Below are 18,902 nucleotides of genomic sequence, written 5' to 3'. Positions count from 1 at the left end.
CCATTACAGGAAAATTAGCAAGAGCACGCCCGCAACGAAGCAGTAATAAGCAAAATACTTCAGGTTGCCCTTCTCCATAATATCCATGAGCCACTTCATGGAAATATACGTCATCACCATTGTCGCTATGAAAGCGAGCACATAGGGCATAATTAACGATGACATGGCGGGATCGCTGGAGATGTCCGAAAAGCCAAGTACTAGGCCGCCAAGACTGATAGGAATATACAGCATGAACGAGAAACGAAGCGCCGTCTCCTGCTTCATACCGACGGCAAGCGAGGCGATAACGGTGGCGCCGGAGCGGCTGATGCCGGGAATGATCGCCACCGCTTGAGCCAAGCCAACGAGCAGTGCATCCTTCACACTCAGATCGCCTTCACGCTTGACGCCCCGCAGATTACGAATCAGCCACAAAGCGACGCCTGTCACAAGAAGTGATATCGCTACTGTGCGCACATTGGTCAATACTTCGGCAATCCAGTCTTCGAATAGCAGGCCGATGATAACCGCTGGTATCGTACCTACAACTATGTACACGATAAACATGAAATCGGAACGATGCTCCGGCTTGCGTGTCTGCATATAGCTCAATCCGTTCATGAACAAGCGACTGATCAGCTTGCGATATATAAACACGATTGCGAGAAATGATGCCGTATTCGCGAACATTTCGAATGAAAGTCCCTTCTGCTCCATCCCGAGCAGACGCTGCACGATAATGAGATGCCCGCTCGAGGAAATCGGAATAGGCTCCGTGAATCCCTGAACAATGCCGAGAAAAACATACTTCAACCACAATATTAGCTCATCCATATTTCTATTAGCCCTCCCAAGAGTACTTCCCTATCCATTCTTGTTAGCGTCATGAAATCACGGCCAGCGCAACTTCTATAGTATAAACGATTATGAGCCGGATTGAAATTGCCGAGACTTCACTCGAGCATTGCCTGACTTAATCTGCTAAAATGGAAGAGGCATCTTTTTAAACGGAGGTTATTACTTGGACTATATCGTACTGGATATTGAATTCAACGGGCGCAAATTCGCGAGCGAGCTACCGATGGAAGTCATCGAGATCGGAGCGGTGCGCTTGAACGAGAAGCTGGAGGCGATAGATGAATTCACGGCATTCATCAAACCCCTCTACTTCACCAAGCTGAACAGCTTCATACAGAAGAAAACAGGCATTCCCCAAGCTTCGATTGACTCCGCATCCCGCTTTCCCAAAGTCATCGGAGACTTCCTGCAGTGGCTGGGAGACTACGATTCCTTTCTCCTCATCACTTGGGGCGGAGAGGACTTGAAGCGGATCGTGCTGGATACGCGCATGCACAAGCTGGATGACACCTATTGGCTATCCGCGCAGTACTTCGATCTGCTGAAAGGCTTCCTCCGTTATCGTGGTCTGACTAATGACGTCAGCGTTGAAGCTGCACTGCAGGATCTGGAGCTTCCGGCGGAAGGCAATGCGCACCGCGCGCTAGACGACGCTCGGATGACGGCAGACATTTTCCGCAAGGTGTACGAGCATATGGACTTCGACCAATACAAGCAGCATTACAAGGACCTCTTCACGAACGCGAAGGAACGTCGAATGATTAAGAGCGCAGTCCGGATGATGCGTTCCAAGAAGCAAGAGTTGAAGTGGGACGTATTTGAAGAGACTTTCTTGAAGGATAAAGTAAAGCTTGAAGACCCCCGCAAGAAGATAGAAATGATGCAATACTTTGAAGCGGAAGCGAACAAGCTGGCACAGAAAGCAGCGGAGAAGCCTCAATGAGCGGTATGAAGCCGCTACGAAATCGGAAGATGACCCATTGAGGAGAATGTTGGAAGAGCGGCAAGCACGGTCGATGGGCCGCTGCCTTACAAATACCGGCTTACGCCATGAGCAAGTTATAGAGCATCACAAATGACGTTTATTGGCTACAAAGGACTACACCGCATGCCTAGCCACTGCACTTCTTCTACAATAAGTCGGGACTTTGGAGCGAGCCAATATACTCATACTGATATACTTTACCCTGTGTTCCCGTCGGAATTGCGCGGAACTTTCCTTGTTCCGCCAATTTGCGGCAATATTTAATGACGGTTTGCTTGTGTATCTCTAATTCTTTAGCAGCTTGCGATGGACAAACGATACGTTTGTTCCGAATGGCCAGGCGCATCAATTGCCGCTCGGTTTTAACATATTTCCGATCACGCATTCCGCTCTCGCTCTGATCAGCTGCAAGATAAGGTGACAGAATACTCCGTACCATTGCTAATACAAGCGAAGGATTTTCTTTCAGCTCATCCAAAGAAATATTGATCACATGATATTCTTGTGATTGCAGAAACAATTCGCGATTCAGATCCAAACGATATTTCGATCTATCTTTTCCATGTGAACCATAGTCCATAATCTCGAATACAAATCGCAGCCCACTCAATATCCACATAAAGTCCACGAAGTAAGATCGTCCGCGCCAATCTTTCACCTCATATTCTGGATGCAAGTCCTTGAAATGTCCCATCAGCACCCACCATATTTTCTCGACAAACAAGCGATTTCCGTACCCATGCCCTCTGCTCAACGCATCTCTTTGTTCCCCCCGTCGATTCGACATGTGCTTCACTATCCATTTCTCATGTTCAATCTCAAAAGACATACAGCCCTCCCTCTCCCTCCGGCAAACAAAAAGCCCCAAACTTCCTTTTTTTGAAAGGAAATTCGGGGCGTGCTTCGCCACAGTGATGATTATTAGTTAACCCTAGCTTAATCCATTTTTCCTCGAGATTCAAGTAAAGTTTTTTCGTACAAACCGCCCACTTCGGGCGATCATTCGGCCGCTTTTGTACGATTTTTCGTACAAACCGCCCTCTTCGGGCGCTCATTCGGGCGCTTTTGTACGATTTTTCGTACAAATCGCCCTCTTCGGGCGCTCATTCGGCCGCTTTTGTACGATTTTTCGTACAAACCGCCCTCTTCGGGCGCTCATTCGGCCGCTTTTGTACGTTTTTTCGTACAAACCGCCCTCTTCGGGACGATCATTCGGCCGCTTTTGTACGATTTTTCGTACAAACCGCCCTCTTCGGGCGATCGTTCGGCTGCTTTTGTACGATTTTTCGTACAAACCGCCCTCTTCGGGCGATCGTTCGGCTGCTTTTGTACGATTTTTCGTACAAATCGTCTACTTCGGGCGATCGTTCGGCTGCTTTTGTACGATTTTTCGTACAAATCGCCCTCTTCGGGCGATCGTTCGGCCGCTTTTGTACGTTTTTTCGTACAAACCGCCCTCTTCGGGACGATCATTCGGCCGCTTTTGTACGATTTTTCGTACAAATCGTCTACTTCGGGCGATCGTTCCGGCACTTTTGCACCTGTACTGACAGACCGCAATTGCATCCAATAAGCAATCATAGCTTAACATACAGCTTGTTCCTTACTTCCGCCAATGCTTCAGAACAAACCACAAATTCGCGGGTCTCTCCGCCAGTCTGCGCATGAAATAGCCGAACCAGTCTTCGCCGAAGGGCACATATACCCTCACCTTGCAGCCGTCCTTCACAAGCCGGTTCTGCAGTTCTTCCCCGATGCCATACAGCATCTGATACTCATAGCGATTGTCCGGTATGCCCTGCTGAGCGATCCAGTCTCTTGCATGCCCGATCAGTATCTCGTCATGTGTCGCAATTGCCGTATATCCTTCCGACGACAGGTGCGTCATGGCCAGACGAAGATAAGCGCTATCCACATCCCGCTTGTCTGGATAAGCGACGTCCGGCGGCTCCTTGTACGCGCCTTTCACCAGTCTGACGTTGGCTCCGTGGCAGCCGAGAGCCTTCAAGTCTTCCGGAGATCGACGCAAGTAAGCCTGTATAACGACGCCGACACCGGGAAATTCCCCGCTGAGCTTGTCATACAAGCGCAGCGTCCTCTCACACCGCTTGGAATCCTCCATATCGATTCTGACGAAAATGCCGTATTCCGCCGCTCTCTGCAATATCGCGCGCATGTAATTCTCGCATGCTGTCATATCGAGATCCAGACCAAGACTGGTCAGCTTCAGCGACAGATTCCCATCTACGCCGGAATGGTGCAGCGCATCCAATGTCTTCAGACACATCTCCGCCGCTCTGGCCGCATCTCTGGCCGACCCGGCGTATTCTCCCAAGTGGTCGAGCGTTGCGAGCTTCCCTTCCCCATTCAGCCGCCGTACTGTCGCTATCGCCTCTGACAGCCCCGTTCCCGCTACGTAGCGCCGCGCTCCGAGACGCATGCCGTGCTTGCGCATCAGCCTGGACAAGGCCGCATTCCTTCCTGCGGCCAGCAGCAACTTCCTAAGCAGCGCCTCCATCATCGGTGATCACCGCCGATTCCCAGCCGCTTGCCCAGCAGCGCCGCCGCAAGCTCTGAGGCGAGCAGCGCCGTCCGCTCATGACTGGCGGCCAGCGGATTGACCTCGACGATATCCATCGACTGGATGCGTCCCGATTCCCCCAGCCGCTCCAGTGCGCCGCGCACTTCGCGGAAGGTAAGACCGCCGGGCACCGGAGTGCCCACAGCCGGTGCCTCCAGCGGGTCCAGCGCGTCCATGTCGAGGCTGAGATGAATGGCTTCCGCACCGTCTCCCGCCAGAGCAAGCGCTTGATCCGCCGCCGCATGAATCCCCATCCGGTCGATGTCGCCGACCGTCAGACAGTGAATGCCGTGCGCGGCAATCATCGCTTTCTCTCCATCGTCCAGTTCGCGTGCGCCCAGCAGCACGATGCGCGAAGGTTGAATGCCGCAGCTCACGCCCGGCATATCGGTCAGCTTATACTTCGACAAGCCGGCAGCGACCGCGAGCACCATGCCGTGCGCATTGCCCGACGGGGACGTCGCCTCCGTATTGCAATCGCCGTGGGCGTCGATCCAGATGACGCCCAGCTTACGGCGCTGCCGAAGCAGTCCGGCGAGCGAGCCGATCGAGACGCTGTGATCCCCGCCGAGCACAAGCGGGAACGCTCCGTCTCGCACCGCGCTGGCGACCGCCCCAGCCACTCGCTCGCCCATATCGCGCACTTCGCCGAAGCGTTTCATCCCGGCAGCGCTTTCCATCTGCGCCATGCCGTCACCATTATCGCCACTGCTCACACTATCGCCACTTCCACCGTCATCGCCATTGCTCCCGCCATCGCCACTACTCCCGCCATCGCCACTTCCACCGTCATCGCCATTGCTCCCGCCATCGCCACTGCTCCCGCCATCGCCACTTCCACCGTCATCGCCACTGCTCACGCCATCTCCACTACTCCCGCCGTCAACGCCGGCAACACTGTCAACATTATCGCCATCTCCCACATCGACAATATGCGATTCAAGTCGGCACCCCAGTCGTTCCAGCTTATCCAGCAGTCCCGCTTGCAGCAGCGCGTCAGGTCCAAGCTCCGCTCCCCCCATGCTCCCGCCCCGTCCGAAAGGCACCTGAATACACGCCACGCGCTTGCCGCTCGACTTCACCTGCAACACCTTCGCGAGCTTTGTGATTGCCCACTCGATCTCTTTCTCCGTAATCGTAAGCGGCGGAGCCAGCCTGATTGTCGTCTCATGCGTCTCCTTGCACAGCAGACCTTCCCGCATCAACTGCTCGCAATAAGACCTTGCAGGCTCATGCAGCTGCAGGCCGATCAGCAGTCCGCGCCCTCGAATATCAGCGATAAGCGGACTGTCCAATTGCGCCAGCCTGTCCCTGAAGTACCGGCCAAGCCGCTCCGCCCGTTCTGCGAGCCGCTCGTCCTCCAGCACGTCCAGCGCCGCTTCCGCCACGGCGCAAGCAAGCGGATTGCCGCCGAAGGTGGAGCCGTGCGAGCCCGGCTCGAACACTTCCATTACCTCATCGTCCGCCGCAATGGCGGAGATCGGCATCACGCCGCCTCCCAGCGCTTTCCCCATCACATAAATATCCGGCGTTACCCCTTCCCAATCGGAGGCGAACCGTCTGCCGGTACGACCGAAGCCCGTCTGAATCTCATCGGCTATGAGCAGTACCCCATTCTCCGCGCATAGCTTGGCTACTTGGGCCAAATAACCGTCAGGCGGTACGACGACGCCCGCTTCGCCTTGAATCGGTTCAATGAGCAGCGCTGCCGTGTTAGGCGTAATGGCTCCCTTCAATTCGTCAATATGGCCGTACTCAACTTCCTTGAAGCCGGGGGTGAAGGGGCCGAACTGCTCCTTGCAGGAGACCGTAGAGGAGAATGACGTGATCGTAATCGTCCTGCCGTGGAAATTACCGGAGCAGACGATAATCTCTGCTTCATTTTCCGGAATCCCCTTATGTCTATAGGCCCAGCGGCGGGCTGCCTTCAGAGCCGTCTCCACTGCTTCAGCTCCCGTATTCATGGCGAGAATCCGGGACTTGCCCGTATATTCGGCCAGCTTCCGATAGAATCGACCTGACACCTCATTATGGAAGGCGCGCGAGGTCAGCGTCACCTTGTCCGCTTGCCGCTTAAGCGCTTCAATCATGCGGGGATGGCGATGTCCGTGATTCAGTGCGGAATAAGCGCTAAGCATATCCATATACTTGCGGCCTTCGGGGTCCGTCACCCATACCCCTTCCGCTTCAGCGATCACAATGGGAAGAGGATGATAATTGCGTGCAGCATAGCGTTCGCACATCGCAATCGCTTCAGACGTAGACATGGACGGATTGGGCATCGTCGTAACCTCCTCATTCAGGAATAGTTACTCCATCCTATTCAGAGCAAGCCCGTTGCGAGACAGGAATAAATGAACGACTAATTCCCCCTATTGCATACGAAAGGGCCGGTTCACTTGAACCAGCCCTTCTCCTTGAATCGCGTAATCGCTTCTATTCGGTTGCTGACGCCTAATTTGTCCAGAATGACGGAGATGTAATTGCGCACCGTTCCCGTTGTAAGGAACAGCTCATCGGCAATCTCCTTCGTATTCTTCCCGTCGGCGACGAGGCCAAGCACTTCCTTCTCCCGTTCCGTTAGCGGATTATCGCCGCTGCCGCTATAGGCTTCATCCATCAACTCGGAAGCGTATATACGCCGCCCTGCGATGACACTGCGGATCGAGCTGGCCAGCTCCTCGCTCGGGCTATCCTTGAGCAGATAGCCGCTTACCCCCGCTTTCAAGGCGCGCTCGAAATAGCCCGCTCTGGCAAAGGTCGTCAATATGATGATTTTGCAACCTAGCCCCTTCAGCTCTTCCGCCGCTTCCAGTCCGCTCTTCGCAGGCATCTCGATATCCATAATGCACACATCCGGCTTCAGCTGATGCACAAGCCGAATCGCTTCTTCGCCGTTGCCCGCCCTGCCGACGACCTGCATATCGTCCTCCAGATCCAGTAAGGAAGCGAGCGCTCCCAGCAGCATCCGCTGATCTTCTGCTATTACGATCGATATCATAAGCCCCACTCCTTCACGGGTTGTTTCGCCACATGGGGCACTTTCATCGTCACAGTCGTCCCTTCTTCACTTGCATCTATGGACAGACTGCCATTGACGAATTCCAAGCGTTCCTTCATTCCCCTTAGTCCGTTGCCGCGATAGAACGCCTTCTTCAAATCCATGCCTGAACCATTGTCCTGCAGCTTCACAATCAACTCCGTATCCGTGGAATCGATGGAGATCAGACACTTCTCAGCTCCGCTATGCTTCACCACATTCGTGACCGCTTCCTTCAGGCACATGCTGAGCACACTCTCGTTCAACAGTGTCGTATTCTTCAGCAAAGGATCGCCTTCAAGCTCCAGCTCGATGCCTGCAGCCCGAAGAATTTGACGGATTGGATACAGCTCCTCGTCCAGTCGAGCGCCCCGCATCTTCGTCACCATCTCGCGCACTTCTTTAAGCGCTGTTCTCGCCGTCTGCTGCACGTCGCTGATCTCTGTCTGGGCGCGGTCCGGCTGCTTATGAACGAGCTTCGCGGCCAGATCGCTCTTCAAGCCGATCAGAGAGAGCTTCTGGCCGAGTGTATCGTGCAGGTCCCGGGCAATGCGCTGGCGTTCCTCCAGCTTCACCAGCTCCGAGATGCGCTTATTCGCATCCTCCAGCTGCCCCTCCAACTGCCCCTGCTTCTTCTGGTTGTACGTATTGAACGGCAGCAGGATGACGACAATCAAGCTAATCAAGATAAATGGAAATTGTGTGAAAAACAATTGCGTCTGTGTCGCGAATCCATAGTTTATCGTAATAAAGGTACTAATGAGATGGATGATATACAAGGTGTAGAAGCCTGCTTTATTCTGAATATTGCCAATGAAAAAGGCAAGAAAAATAGAAAAGTACACATAGCTGTAAAGAAGCGTCATCGCCACGGAAATAATAATCTGCACGCTCGTCCAAAAGTAAACGAGCCATCCCTTCGACACAAAGGATAGCCGATAGCATATAAAAAACAAGCCGATCATGACAATGCCGGCGATAACCTCCGGCGTTGACGACGAGCGGAATATGAAATAAAACGGCAAGATGCAAAAGACGATCCATACATACGGACTCAACCCCGTATTGCGATGAAAAATTTGATACCATTTATTCATAGGTCGTCTATCCGCACTCATACCCCTCAACTCCGCATCCTTAAACATAATTAAATCCGGTAAACCACATTCTTCTTATCCACCATGCCAGCAATATTGCATGCACTTGCAGTAGGCAAAATCCTGCCGGCTATCGGCAGGATTTTCAACGTCAATAGCTATCGCTATTGTACCACATTATTAGCTTGCCCTCGGCTCGCCCAGCTTTCCCTTGCCGATCCTTGAAGCTTGCTTCATGTGCTGCTTGGCTTGTTTAAAGCTGACAAAGCGCTTGCCTTCTTCATCCCATAGCCGGAATTTTAGCGACTCCAAGCTCTGAAGAATATTAATGGTAGTTGCTTTATGCAGCGGCGGTGTTGCTTCATGCGCCACTTCCAGCTTGTAGTTCGGTACCTTCGGGCTGAGATGGTGCACATGATGAAAGCCGATATTGCCCGTCAACCATTGCAGCACCTTGGGAAGCTTATAGAATGAGCTGCCGTCTACAGCGGCGTTCACATAGCTCCATTCCTCTTCATGCTCGAAGTAGCTGTCTTCGAATTGATGCTGCACATAGAACAGCCATATGCCCAGCACGCCGGACAGATAGAAGATCGGCCCTTGCACAAGCAGCAGTTCCTTCCAGCCGATAGCCCACCCAAGCAGGCCATAAGTGACTACAAGCAGTACGTTCATAAGATACGTATTCATCCGTTCCTTCTTGCGCGCTCCCTTGCGATTGAACCGGTATTGCAGCAGAAATACAAAAATCGGGCCAAGTCCGAACATGACAAGAGGATTGCGATAGAACCGATAAGTAAGCTTCGTCAGCCAAGACGCGGACACATACTCTTCCACGGTCAGAATCCATAGATCGCCCACGCCGCGCTTATCCAGATTGCTGCTCGTCGCATGATGGATGGCGTGCGAATTCTTCCATTGTTGGTAAGGAACAAACGTAATCACACCCGTTATGATGCCAACGATGTCATTGGCTCGTTTGCTCCGGAAGAACGAGCCGTGACAGCAATCATGAAAAATAATAAACGTTCGTATAACAAAACCGGCGGCAACTACTCCAATGGCAAGCGTAAGCCAATAAGAGATGGACAAGCAATAATAAGCCGCGTACCAGAGTGCTGCAAGCGGCACCAAAGTATTGAACATTTGTCTTATGCTAATGCCGCGTTCATGGTTTTCATACGGCATGACACTTTTTTTCAACTGTACCTGTTTCGGGTCTACCATGTCAGTCTTCCTCCTTTAAGTCTATAACCTTATTGTAGTTAATATCCCCCTCTTCCGAAAAGTCATAAACGTCAAGTGACCTATATGACAAATGTCATATAGGTCACTGGGTATCATACAAAATATAGGAAATACTGCCAGGTCATAGTTCTCTTGACCAAGCCATCTAACCAGTTGACTTGCTGTCAGCCGCACCCATCATATAAGGATAAAGGAGAATGAGTCCTGCTATGTATAGAATCAGTGCGATGTACGCTGGCAACAGATGGATGAAATCAGTGTAGCCAATTCGGATATGTACGCTAAAGCCGGCATAGAAACCGGGTGCTCCGCCAAGCAGCAGCGTCCACCACAGCCATCTTGCTCCTTGCGATATGCCCCACAACGCGATAATGAGAATCGCAAGTGCGTCGCACAGCAGCGCTCCACCGAACCCGGCGCGATCGTGAGCGATCAACGAGACCAGCTTCGGGTTAATCGCGTTCAGAGCCTCCGGCGTTGCGCACAGATAGTCCAAGTCCGTCTTCACAAATACATGCGTAATGCCTACTCCTGCAATAATGACTCCTCCCGCTGCAAGTGCGAATCCCAATATGACGAAGCACAACTGGCCCCACATGGCCATACGCCACGTTCGGCTGTTGCGAAGATTGACAGGCAGCCTGCTCGGCAGGTCCTTGTGCCCTCGCAAGGAGAGCAGGAACAAGGGAAGCAACACCGCCGCTGCGAGTGCATGAAGCGGATCGAAGTAACCATAGCCCAAGTAAAGAAAAAAGCTGGAAAAACCAACCGAAGCCGATGTGACGAGCGCTGTTCTTGCCCAATGTTGACCGGCTCTCAGTCCATATCGCGCCAATCCATAGTATAGAATTCCGATCGACAGCATGGTGCCGGCCAGCGTAATGCGGTCATGGGACATGAAGTAGAGAAGATAACGATTGGCACCGACAATCTCTGCAGCCGTCATGCCCAGAAAAGCCGTATCGTACGGAAGGAGGACGCTGGTCGCGCCAATCTGCCATGCGAGCAGGCCTCCGATGATCATTCCGATGCCTAGCAGGCACATCCAGCCCCAATTGCGCCAGAAGGAAGGGAACTCCGGCGCTTGCGCGAGGCTCGCCTGCTCATAGATGACAGCTTCATTCATTCGCTTCGGAAGTCCGGGGCCCGCATATATCAGACCGCTATGAAGCATGATGCCGTTCGCTCCAGCTTCCAGCAGCTGAAGCGCATCTTCTGGCTGGTGTACGCCTGCCCCAGCTTTCACTGCTATGTCCGGTCCGCAAGCCTGACGAATCAGCCGTATCTTGGTCTCGGCCAGCTTCAATCCGTCCCGCCCCACCTCCACGGCGTAATCGCCCGTTACCGGTGACTGCTTCTGCAATGCTATCCTGGCGGCCGCCTCAGTCATTACTGCTATGTCGCTTGGATCATCGCCAACCCTACTGGACTCTCCAATGACGATGCCGCTCCATAAGTTGAACTCCGCCCTTCCCAGCAGCTCCAACATTCGTTCATCATTCATATCCAGCGGTACGTATAAGAATAACGGAACAGTTATCTGCCATCGCTCCGCTAACTCCGGCAGCTGACTGTAGATCGCGAGGACGTCATGCCACGATCGCACGGCGGAGGATGCTATATCGAGGTAGAATCCCTCCGCGCCGCTTGCTTCAAGCTTGCGCATCAAGCTTCTGAGCTGCTCCAGCGCTTCCTCGGGTGAGACTTCCGGCATAGGCGCGATACGCACGAATTGGGGAAGTTTATGGCCCGGTCGCTGAATCCGTTTCGCTATCGCATCGGCACCATCGTTCTCGAAGTATGACGGATAGCGAATACGCTCCGACCGGTAGTCGTTCATAATCGGTTCGTTGCTTTCGATAGGCGCTAGCGTTATCGGCCCATGTTCGATCCAGCCTATGCCGAATTGAGCCAGCGCTCGATGCGCGATGCCGCAGGGATCGACCCCGCCGGACAAGCCTACCGGCGCGACAACATCGACACCACCTATATTCCTTTCGAGCAGCGGAGACAGCTCCATATGGCCCAATGTCCGGATGACGAATGATCCTCCGGGTATACGGCCAATTGCCCCCATCGCTCCCAGTGTGAAGGCGCGGCTTATTCTGGCCGGCAGTCGGAACAAGATCGGGCGAAATATCGTTTGATAGGACCAATCCGGCACCCGGAATCCCTCCTTGCTTGCACGTGCTCAATAATAGGAAAGCGGACCGACATATCGTCAAGCCCGCTCGCTTCATCCTCATTCCACTCAGATCGCCCATTCCCCTTGGCGGAATACAGGAACAATCGTACCGTCGTCCTGAATGCCGTCGATGTCCATATCGGCTGAACCGATCATAAAGTCATTATGCGTAATGCTCGCATTCACGCCATGCTGTTCCAATTCCTCCGCAGACATCGTCTTGCCGCCTTCCAGATTAAAGGCATAGCCGCTGCCGATGGCCAGATGGTTGGATGCATTCTCGTCGAACAACGTATTGTAAAACAGTACGCCGGATTGCGAGATAGGAGACTTGTGAGGCACTAGCGCCACTTCGCCCAAATAATGCGCACCTTCATCCGTCTCCACCAGCTGCTTCAGGAACTCCTCGCCTTCCTCAGCTTCCGCTTCCACAATTCGGCCGTTCTCGAACGTAAGCTTGAAGCGGTCGATGATGTTCCCGCCGTAACTGAGCGGCTTCGTGCTGGACACATAACCGTTCGTTCCCGCCCTGTACGGTACAGTAAATACTTCCTCCGTCGGCATATTGGCCATGAACATGTGTCCGGCTTCATTCTCACTGCTTGCCGACACCCATATGTGCTTCTCCGGCAGCTCCACGATCAAGTCAGTTCCGGGAGCACGGTAGTGCAGCTTGCGGAAGCGGCGTGCGTTAAGCTTCTCGGCCTGCTTGTGCAGCGTATCGTTGTGATCACTCCATGCCTGCACCGGATCGGCCGCATTCAGACGGACAGAGCGGAAGATCGCTTCCCACAGCATACTTACGGCTTCCTCAGGCGAGGCGTCAGGGAATACCTTCTCCGCCCATTCCTGACCAGCCCCGGCTACAACTGTCCAGCTCACCTTATCCGCTTGCATCGCTCTGCGGAACTCCTTGAGCGCTTCTCCGGATGCCTTCTGGAACGCGGAGATACGTTGAGACGGGATTCCCTTCAAGGAGTCCGGGCTGGATGAGACGAGGCTGATGAATACCGCACGGCGCTCCAAGAATGCGGTGCGCTTGGCCGCTTCCCACTCCGGATACTTGGCGAAGATCTCCTCTGCTGCGTTCTCATATTTCAGCCGGGACAGTTTATCGTCTGTCCAATCCACATGAACGTTGTCGGCTCCGGCGTTATACGCCTTGGCAGCAATCAGTCTTACCAGATCGACCATCTCGACAGCTCCCGTAACGAATACATGCTGCCCCTTCTGCACATTTACGCCCGTACGAACGATGAGCTCTGCATATTTTTCCAATTGCGCTTTCCATGCTTGTGTCATATGTACATCTCCTTGCCTTAATATCGTTGGAATCTGATGTTTGTTGGTTGCACAATTATAGTATATCATTCCGCGCCAATTAATTTCATCTGTATGGGCTATTCCGCAGATGAATATGTTGATACAATAAGGAAGATTTAACCGACCACAGTACCATATTCATCGAAATAAGGGGGACTGCCGAATTGGATCAACTGCTATTATCTGTTAAACAGCATTTTTATGAGCATTACGAAATTTATATCCGCATCACTCTGAGCGCGGTACTAGGCTTCCTGATTGGCTGGGACAGGGAGGCCAAGCACAAGCCTGCCGGGTTAAAAACGTATATGTATGTATGCGTTGCCAGCGCGCTTATAACGCTTATCTCCATATACAGCGTAGAGAAGTTCAGTCACATCTCCGATAGAATCATGATGGACCCTATGCGCCTAACGGCTCAGATCGTATCGGGGCTCGGCTTCCTTGGTGCCGGCGTCATTCTGAAGAACGGGCTTCAAGTGAAAGGACTTACTTCAGCCGCTATGATTTTGTTCGCAGGAGGTGTAGGCATCGGCATCGGGGCAGGATTTTACGCTTTCGTCATCTTCACAGTACTGCTGTCAACGCTTCTGGCCCGCTTAGGCAACTTGATGGAGAAGCGCAAATTCAGACTAAGTCAGAAGAAAGTCCACGAAAACGCCGACAACGAGCATTCGAGTTCAAGCTCAATCTAACCGCATCTCTTCCCGATACCACTGCAAGGCCGCTGCCAGCTCATCTGCGACGGCCCTTCTTAATTCCGGCGGAGACAGGACAGCAAGGCCGGCTCCGAATGAAAGAGCGATCTCGCGAGCTGACTCCAATGTTTCGAACTGTACTCTCGCTTCCACCCACTCTCCGCCAAGAGGCTTCTGCTCTCTTACGGAGACGAACCGTGTTGCAGCCAGCCGCTCGATATCTTGCAGCCTGACTCTCACAACGCCAGGATATCGGGGCAGACTGTCCTTGAAGCTTGCTACCGACCGTTCCCAATATTCCGACAGCCTGAAGTCATGCCAAGGGGTGAACGACTCCGGCAACTTCTCCGCTCCGACCAGACGGGATATGCGATATGTACGCAGCTTGCTTCCATCTATTCCGTTTTCCCTTTCCGACTCTTCATCTACAGCTGCTACAAGATACCAAATACTTCCCTTCGCCACTAGTCCCAGAGGACATACTGTACGCTGGGACTCTTCACCGTCCCGCTTATACGTCAGCTTCAAGCGCCGCTCCTCCCATACAGCTTCCTGAACAATAGAAAGCCACGGCACCGCTTCCCGGGACTGTCCGGATTGATGCCATCCCGCACCGTCAATATGAATCTTCTCCCTTGCGACAGCTGCGTCACTTCTGGCTGAGGCAGATACGGCAGCAAGAAGCTTCTGCAGTGCATCTTCCCGTTGCTTCTCCTTGCCCAGATCGTTCAGCAGCTGCGAATTGCCGGCCAGCAGCAGCGCGACCACCTCATCCCCCTGCATGCCGGTCAAGGTTGTTCGATAGCCCTCCGATAGCTGCCATCCCCCTTGTGAGCCACGCTCGGCATAGACCGGAATGCCGGAGCCGCTCAATTCATCCATATCGCGCAATATCGTGCGACTCGACACTTCAAGGCGATCGGCCAATTGCTCCGTTGTTAATTTCCCTTCATTTTGGAGCGATAATAATATTGATAGCAGTCTGCCGGCTCGCATTGCATTCCCCCACCTATCCTGTCATATCCATCTTACACATTATTATTATATTTCAGCATATATGACAGCTGTTGTCACCTATCATCCTTGAGTACACAGGAAGCGGCTTCGGCCATTCCCGACTACATCGTATGAAGGAACAGGATGGGCTGCTATCTTCGCTATTCATATGGCGGAAGCGATGGCGGAAGAGCTGAAGCCGTCCGGGGTCTGTAAACTTGCCGTATCGCCCGGCTTCCTGCGCTCCGAAGAAATGCTGGATTACTTCGGCGTTACGGAAGCGAACTGGCAGGATGCCGTTCACAGCGGCAAGCCGCATGCCGAGCACTTCGACCAATCCGAGACGCCGCGATTCTTAGGCAGAGGCATGGCGGCGCTCTCGGCCGATCCAGAGCTTCTCAGCCTGAATGGACGGGGGCTTCCCGGCTGGGAACTGTCCGATCGCTATAACATCACTGACATCGACGGTCGCAGGCCGCACTGGGGCAACTACGCCAAGCAGCATGGCTTTCTGTAGGCTACGCCGCCGCAATAACCCCTATCCACTTAGCCATTCACAATTTCACCGCCGTTAATGTGCAGGAATTGTCCCGTCATATAGCTGGTGTCGTCACAAGCCAGATACACATAAGCCGCCGCCAGCTCATGCGGTTGGCCTGCGCGTCCCATCGGCGTATCCGATCCGAAGGTGGATACTTCCTGCGGGTCGAACGAGGATGGAATGAGCGGCGTCCATATCGGGCCTGGCGCAACGCCGTTCACCCGTATGCCTTGCCCTGCCAGATTAGCGGCCAGCGCGCGCGTGAACGAGACGATCGCCCCCTTCGTCGATGAATAATCGATTAGCGTGGGATTGCCTCTATAAGCCGTGATGGAGGCTGTATTAATAATTGCGCTGGACGCCTTCAGATGCGGCATTGCCGCAGCGGTCAAGTAGAACATGCTGAACACATTGGTCCGGAACGTCTTCTGCAGCTGCTCCGCCGGAATTTCCTCCAGCTTCTGTCGGACATGCTGCTCTGCCGCGTTGTTGACGACAATATCCAGCCTGCCGAATTGCCCAATGGTCTTCTTGACGACATCCTTGCAGAAGGCTTCGTCTCCGATATCCCCTGGCAGCAGCAAGCACTCGCCTCCCGCCCTTCTTATGTGCGCTTCCGTAGTATTCGCATCCTCGTGCTCATTCAGATACACGATCACCACAGCTGCTCCTTCCTTGGCATATGCGACCGCTACCGCTCTGCCGATGCCGCTGTCTCCTCCCGTTACAATCGCCACCTTGCCTGCCAGCTTTCCTGCGGCTTTGTAGCTGCCAGAATCAAATACTGGCAGAGGTGCCATCTCCGCTTCGATTCCGGGCTGACGGCTTTGATTTTGCTGTGGGAACACTTCCCTCTTCTGACCCGATTGGCTTGTCACAATAATTGGCCTCCTTCAAGACTTGCTGATAGGGAACAAATTCTCAATCTACTGTGCCCAAAAACAGCCATTCCATTCCTGAATGCTATCAGCGCTCCAACCGATGCTACATGCTTGCCTTGCAGCTCCTGATCCAGCTTCTCCCCACTGTGCAACAAAAGATCACATCGCCTACAGCCCCACTCTCTATCCAACTAGCTTCTTCCCATTCTGCAACCACGGTTACATCATCTCTCCCCACTAGCGCTGGTGGAATGAATGGCCGAGCATCTGGAGCACGAACAATAACAAGATCAAGTGGCGTGAAAGAAAGAAGCCTCCAACTCTCGCGCTTCATACGGAGTTGGAGGCTTCTTAGATGGATTTTGAGTAGTTATTATAGTAAAAATCCCCATCCTATGCCCTACAAGTGGAAAATGTACAGTTAAATCAAACATTATCACATGAAATCTCGTCTCGCGGCCAGATTAATAGCATAAAATCCAGTTCATTTGTCATAGGCAGAAGTATTCCGATAAATTAATGACATGAAATACAGTTAGATTGACCCCCTCCCCCAGCTTCATTGCCTTATCCTATTGAAGCGTAAACGGCTATCTATCGCCGTCCTACTCTCCTGCTGCACACGCCCCTTTTCGACGCTCCAGTGTATGATTGATTCATACACTAATACGGCTTACTCGTGGCTACACTTTAAAGAGGAATGCCGCTTACTTCGCCAATCGCTGATACGTATCCGCATCGCATATGATATACAACCGCGCATCCGACGGAATATTCTCGCTAAGCTTCCGGTTAATGCTCAGATCGCCGCGATCGGAAATAAGCGTCGCGCCTTGCTCCAGCAGACCCCGGAACGCATCCGCATAAGTACGCCAAGCGCGATTGACCGGAACTTCGTAAATATCGTCGCCGTACTGCCTGCTAAGAAGCTGCCTAAGCACCTCTGAATTCCCCTCGTGCAACGCCGAGCGGACGGCAAGCCGCGATATCGCGTCATGGGACAGCACGAATTCATTCACCTGCACATGATGGAAATTGCGGATATGCTTCTCCTGCACTATTTCTACCGTCGTATGAACCTGCGGCGCGATCCGCTCCACGCTGGAAGCGATCAACAGCGATTTGCCATCGATCAGCGCCGATTCGTCAATGCGGATATCCGAGAAGATAATCGCCGACTTCGCCCGCTCAATACCCGCCTTGGCCAGCACCTCATCTTCCGCCGGATCGCCGCTAACGAAATGAACCGTAGGCAGATGCTCCAGAGGGTGACGGCTGCTTTCGTCCACGATGACAATCTCGCATTTCGGCTTGTAGGACAATATCTCCTCCACCGCCGTCTGCGCCTTTTTACTCCAGTTAATAATAACAATATGGTTGCTGCCGGAATAGTTCAATTTGCCTACTCCTCTCCTCTTCTGAATTAGCGCTATGGCATCAATAATTTTACCGATTACCAAACTTAACATGCCGATACCGAATATATAGAGCAGCATGGTCCACGCTTTCCCCGCCACCGTAGCGGGACTGAAGTCTCCGTAACCCACAGTTGCCATCGTGGTGAGCACCCAGTACATCGCGTTGAACCAGCTGCCGAACGTATCCGGCTCCAGCGCATAAGAGATTGTAGCGCTCGAGAGCACGACCATTACGATGATGGCAGCGATAGACAGCCTGCTCATTCTCATCAGCCTGGACGATATCAATCGAATAAAATGCATGTTTACTTCTCCTTTCCATCGTCGCACTTCGAAACCTATTCAGGATAAACACGTAAAGTATAACATCCCTATGTTACAGGAGGTAATTTCTGAATGTCACTATTTAAACGTTTGAGAGATTTGACCTTGTCCAATGTATACGCCATGATCGAGAAAGCGGAAGATCCTATTAAGCTTACGGACCAATACATCCGGGATATGACCGAAGACCTGGAGGATGCCGAGAAAGCCGTAGCGCAGCAAATCGCGCTGGAGAAGAAATTCAAGGCGCTCTATGAAGAACAGGAGGCGCTATTCCAGAAACGAACGGAGCAAGCGCATATTGCCGCCCAGGAGCAGAATATCGAGCTTGCCCGCCGCGTTCTCGAAGACAAGCAGGCAGTAGAGAAAAAGATGATCGAATACAAGGAAGCTTATTCCGAGAATCAGTTGCTGGCGAACAATCTTCGGGCCAAGCTGGACGAGATGCGCAAGCAACTGGAAGAGATGAAGAACAAGCGCGACACGCTCGTCGCGCGTTATCAGGCGGCCAAGACGCAGACGCAGATCAACAAGACAATGTCAGGCTTCGGCTCCGGCACAGCGGCCGCTGGCATGAAGCGGATGGAAGACAAGATGCGCCAGGCCGAAGCGATGGCGGAAGCCAGCAACGATCTTGCCGCTTCCAAAGGCAAATCGATCGACGAGGAGTTCGCATCCAGAAGCGGCAATAAGGCCGTTGATGACGAGCTAGCCGCACTGTTGAAACAATATGAGAAGTAGGGAC

General features: G+C 52.9%; 16 protein-coding genes. 4 read left to right on the top strand and 12 right to left on the bottom strand.

What is annotated here, in order from left to right:
- Positions 1–3 precede the first annotated feature (3 nt).
- Positions 4–816, bottom strand: a complete 813-nt coding sequence (locus ACFQ2I_RS12020; protein WP_377564465.1) for an undecaprenyl-diphosphate phosphatase — start codon at positions 814–816, stop codon at positions 4–6.
- A gap of 187 nt (positions 817–1,003) precedes the next feature.
- Here ACFQ2I_RS12020 and ACFQ2I_RS12015 point away from each other — a divergent pair, with 187 nt between their 5' ends.
- Entirely contained in the window at positions 1,004–1,783 is a 780-nt protein-coding gene (locus ACFQ2I_RS12015) for an exonuclease domain-containing protein (protein ID WP_377564463.1), read from the top strand.
- Between the two features lie 187 nt (positions 1,784–1,970).
- Here the strand turns inward: ACFQ2I_RS12015 and ACFQ2I_RS12010 are convergent, their stop codons facing one another.
- From ACFQ2I_RS12010 to ACFQ2I_RS11975, 8 genes are all read right to left on the bottom strand, one after another.
- Complete coding sequence (locus ACFQ2I_RS12010; RefSeq protein WP_377564460.1) at positions 1,971–2,654, bottom strand: hypothetical protein; 684 nt, start codon at positions 2,652–2,654, stop codon at positions 1,971–1,973.
- A gap of 774 nt (positions 2,655–3,428) precedes the next feature.
- Positions 3,429–4,346 (bottom strand): proline dehydrogenase family protein, encoded by a 918-nt coding sequence (locus ACFQ2I_RS12005; protein ID WP_377564458.1) that lies wholly within the window; start codon positions 4,344–4,346, stop codon positions 3,429–3,431.
- The gene (gene rocD / locus ACFQ2I_RS12000; RefSeq protein ID WP_377564499.1) at positions 4,343–6,673 is read right to left on the bottom strand and encodes an ornithine--oxo-acid transaminase; all 2,331 of its coding nucleotides are present in this window, start codon (positions 6,671–6,673) and stop codon (positions 4,343–4,345) included. Before rocD ends, ACFQ2I_RS12005 begins: the two co-directional genes overlap by 4 nt.
- A 128-nt stretch (positions 6,674–6,801) precedes the next feature.
- On the bottom strand, positions 6,802–7,407 hold the full coding sequence (locus tag ACFQ2I_RS11995; RefSeq protein ID WP_377564457.1) for a response regulator: 606 nt from the start codon (positions 7,405–7,407) through the stop codon (positions 6,802–6,804).
- A complete protein-coding gene (locus ACFQ2I_RS11990; RefSeq protein WP_377564456.1) occupies positions 7,404–8,543 on the bottom strand; it encodes a sensor histidine kinase in 1,140 nt (379 codons plus the stop codon). The genes ACFQ2I_RS11995 and ACFQ2I_RS11990 overlap by 4 nt, the downstream gene beginning before the upstream one ends.
- Positions 8,544–8,723: 180 nt before the next feature.
- Positions 8,724–9,770, bottom strand: a complete 1,047-nt coding sequence (locus ACFQ2I_RS11985) for a fatty acid desaturase (RefSeq protein WP_377564455.1) — start codon at positions 9,768–9,770, stop codon at positions 8,724–8,726.
- 166 nt (positions 9,771–9,936) lie between these two features.
- Positions 9,937–11,955, bottom strand: a complete 2,019-nt coding sequence (locus ACFQ2I_RS11980; protein ID WP_377564453.1) for a hypothetical protein — start codon at positions 11,953–11,955, stop codon at positions 9,937–9,939.
- Positions 11,956–12,042: 87 nt separating this feature from the next.
- Positions 12,043–13,278: an aminopeptidase gene (locus tag ACFQ2I_RS11975; RefSeq protein WP_377564452.1), complete on the bottom strand. Its 1,236-nt coding sequence runs from the start codon at positions 13,276–13,278 to the stop codon at positions 12,043–12,045.
- Between the two features lie 185 nt (positions 13,279–13,463).
- Here ACFQ2I_RS11975 and ACFQ2I_RS11970 point away from each other — a divergent pair, with 185 nt between their 5' ends.
- Positions 13,464–13,994 carry an MgtC/SapB family protein gene (locus tag ACFQ2I_RS11970; protein ID WP_377564451.1) on the top strand — a complete coding sequence of 177 codons (531 nt, stop codon included), beginning with the start codon at positions 13,464–13,466 and terminating at the stop codon, positions 13,992–13,994.
- On the opposite strand, the gene ACFQ2I_RS11965 is transcribed toward ACFQ2I_RS11970, so the two are convergent.
- Positions 13,986–14,993, bottom strand: a complete 1,008-nt coding sequence (locus tag ACFQ2I_RS11965; protein WP_377564450.1) for a helix-turn-helix transcriptional regulator — start codon at positions 14,991–14,993, stop codon at positions 13,986–13,988. The two genes, ACFQ2I_RS11970 and ACFQ2I_RS11965, sit on opposite strands and share 9 nt — an antisense overlap.
- 181 nt (positions 14,994–15,174) lie before the next feature.
- Here ACFQ2I_RS11965 and ACFQ2I_RS11960 point away from each other — a divergent pair, with 181 nt between their 5' ends.
- Positions 15,175–15,510: a hypothetical protein gene (locus ACFQ2I_RS11960; protein ID WP_377564449.1), complete on the top strand. Its 336-nt coding sequence runs from the start codon at positions 15,175–15,177 to the stop codon at positions 15,508–15,510.
- A gap of 29 nt (positions 15,511–15,539) precedes the next feature.
- Here the strand turns inward: ACFQ2I_RS11960 and ACFQ2I_RS11955 are convergent, their stop codons facing one another.
- Positions 15,540–16,412 carry an SDR family oxidoreductase gene (locus ACFQ2I_RS11955; protein ID WP_377564448.1) on the bottom strand — a complete coding sequence of 291 codons (873 nt, stop codon included), beginning with the start codon at positions 16,410–16,412 and terminating at the stop codon, positions 15,540–15,542.
- 710 nt (positions 16,413–17,122) lie between these two features.
- A complete protein-coding gene (locus ACFQ2I_RS11950) occupies positions 17,123–18,136 on the bottom strand; it encodes a potassium channel protein (RefSeq protein ID WP_377564446.1) in 1,014 nt (337 codons plus the stop codon).
- A gap of 93 nt (positions 18,137–18,229) precedes the next feature.
- Between ACFQ2I_RS11950 and ACFQ2I_RS11945 the strand changes: the two genes are divergently transcribed.
- Complete coding sequence (locus ACFQ2I_RS11945; protein ID WP_377564445.1) at positions 18,230–18,898, top strand: PspA/IM30 family protein; 669 nt, start codon at positions 18,230–18,232, stop codon at positions 18,896–18,898.
- Positions 18,899–18,902 lie beyond the last annotated feature (4 nt).

The sequence above is a fragment of the Paenibacillus chungangensis genome (assembly GCF_042675905.1).
GTDB classification, from domain to species: Bacteria; Bacillota; Bacilli; order Paenibacillales; family Paenibacillaceae; genus Pristimantibacillus; species Pristimantibacillus chungangensis.
Note: the sequence above shows the minus strand (reverse complement) of the source record. Positions and strands in the feature narration are given on the sequence as shown.

Excerpts from the sequence above, each read along its gene's own strand:
- ACFQ2I_RS12020 (WP_377564465.1), bottom strand. The coding sequence starts at position 816 with ATGGATGAGCTAATATTGTGGTTGAAGTATGTTTTTCTCGGCATTGTT.
- ACFQ2I_RS12010 (WP_377564460.1), bottom strand. The coding sequence starts at position 2,654 with ATGTCTTTTGAGATTGAACATGAGAAATGGATAGTGAAGCACATGTCG.
- ACFQ2I_RS12005 (WP_377564458.1), bottom strand. The coding sequence starts at position 4,346 with ATGATGGAGGCGCTGCTTAGGAAGTTGCTGCTGGCCGCAGGAAGGAAT.
- rocD (WP_377564499.1), bottom strand. The coding sequence starts at position 6,673 with ATGTCTACGTCTGAAGCGATTGCGATGTGCGAACGCTATGCTGCACGC.
- ACFQ2I_RS11995 (WP_377564457.1), bottom strand. The coding sequence starts at position 7,407 with ATGATATCGATCGTAATAGCAGAAGATCAGCGGATGCTGCTGGGAGCG.
- ACFQ2I_RS11990 (WP_377564456.1), bottom strand. The coding sequence starts at position 8,543 with ATGAATAAATGGTATCAAATTTTTCATCGCAATACGGGGTTGAGTCCG.
- ACFQ2I_RS11985 (WP_377564455.1), bottom strand. The coding sequence starts at position 9,770 with ATGGTAGACCCGAAACAGGTACAGTTGAAAAAAAGTGTCATGCCGTAT.
- ACFQ2I_RS11975 (WP_377564452.1), bottom strand. The coding sequence starts at position 13,278 with ATGACACAAGCATGGAAAGCGCAATTGGAAAAATATGCAGAGCTCATC.
- ACFQ2I_RS11965 (WP_377564450.1), bottom strand. The coding sequence starts at position 14,993 with ATGCGAGCCGGCAGACTGCTATCAATATTATTATCGCTCCAAAATGAA.
- ACFQ2I_RS11960 (WP_377564449.1), top strand. The coding sequence starts at position 15,175 with ATGGCGGAAGAGCTGAAGCCGTCCGGGGTCTGTAAACTTGCCGTATCG.
- ACFQ2I_RS11950 (WP_377564446.1), bottom strand. The coding sequence starts at position 18,136 with ATGCATTTTATTCGATTGATATCGTCCAGGCTGATGAGAATGAGCAGG.
- ACFQ2I_RS11945 (WP_377564445.1), top strand. The coding sequence starts at position 18,230 with ATGTCACTATTTAAACGTTTGAGAGATTTGACCTTGTCCAATGTATAC.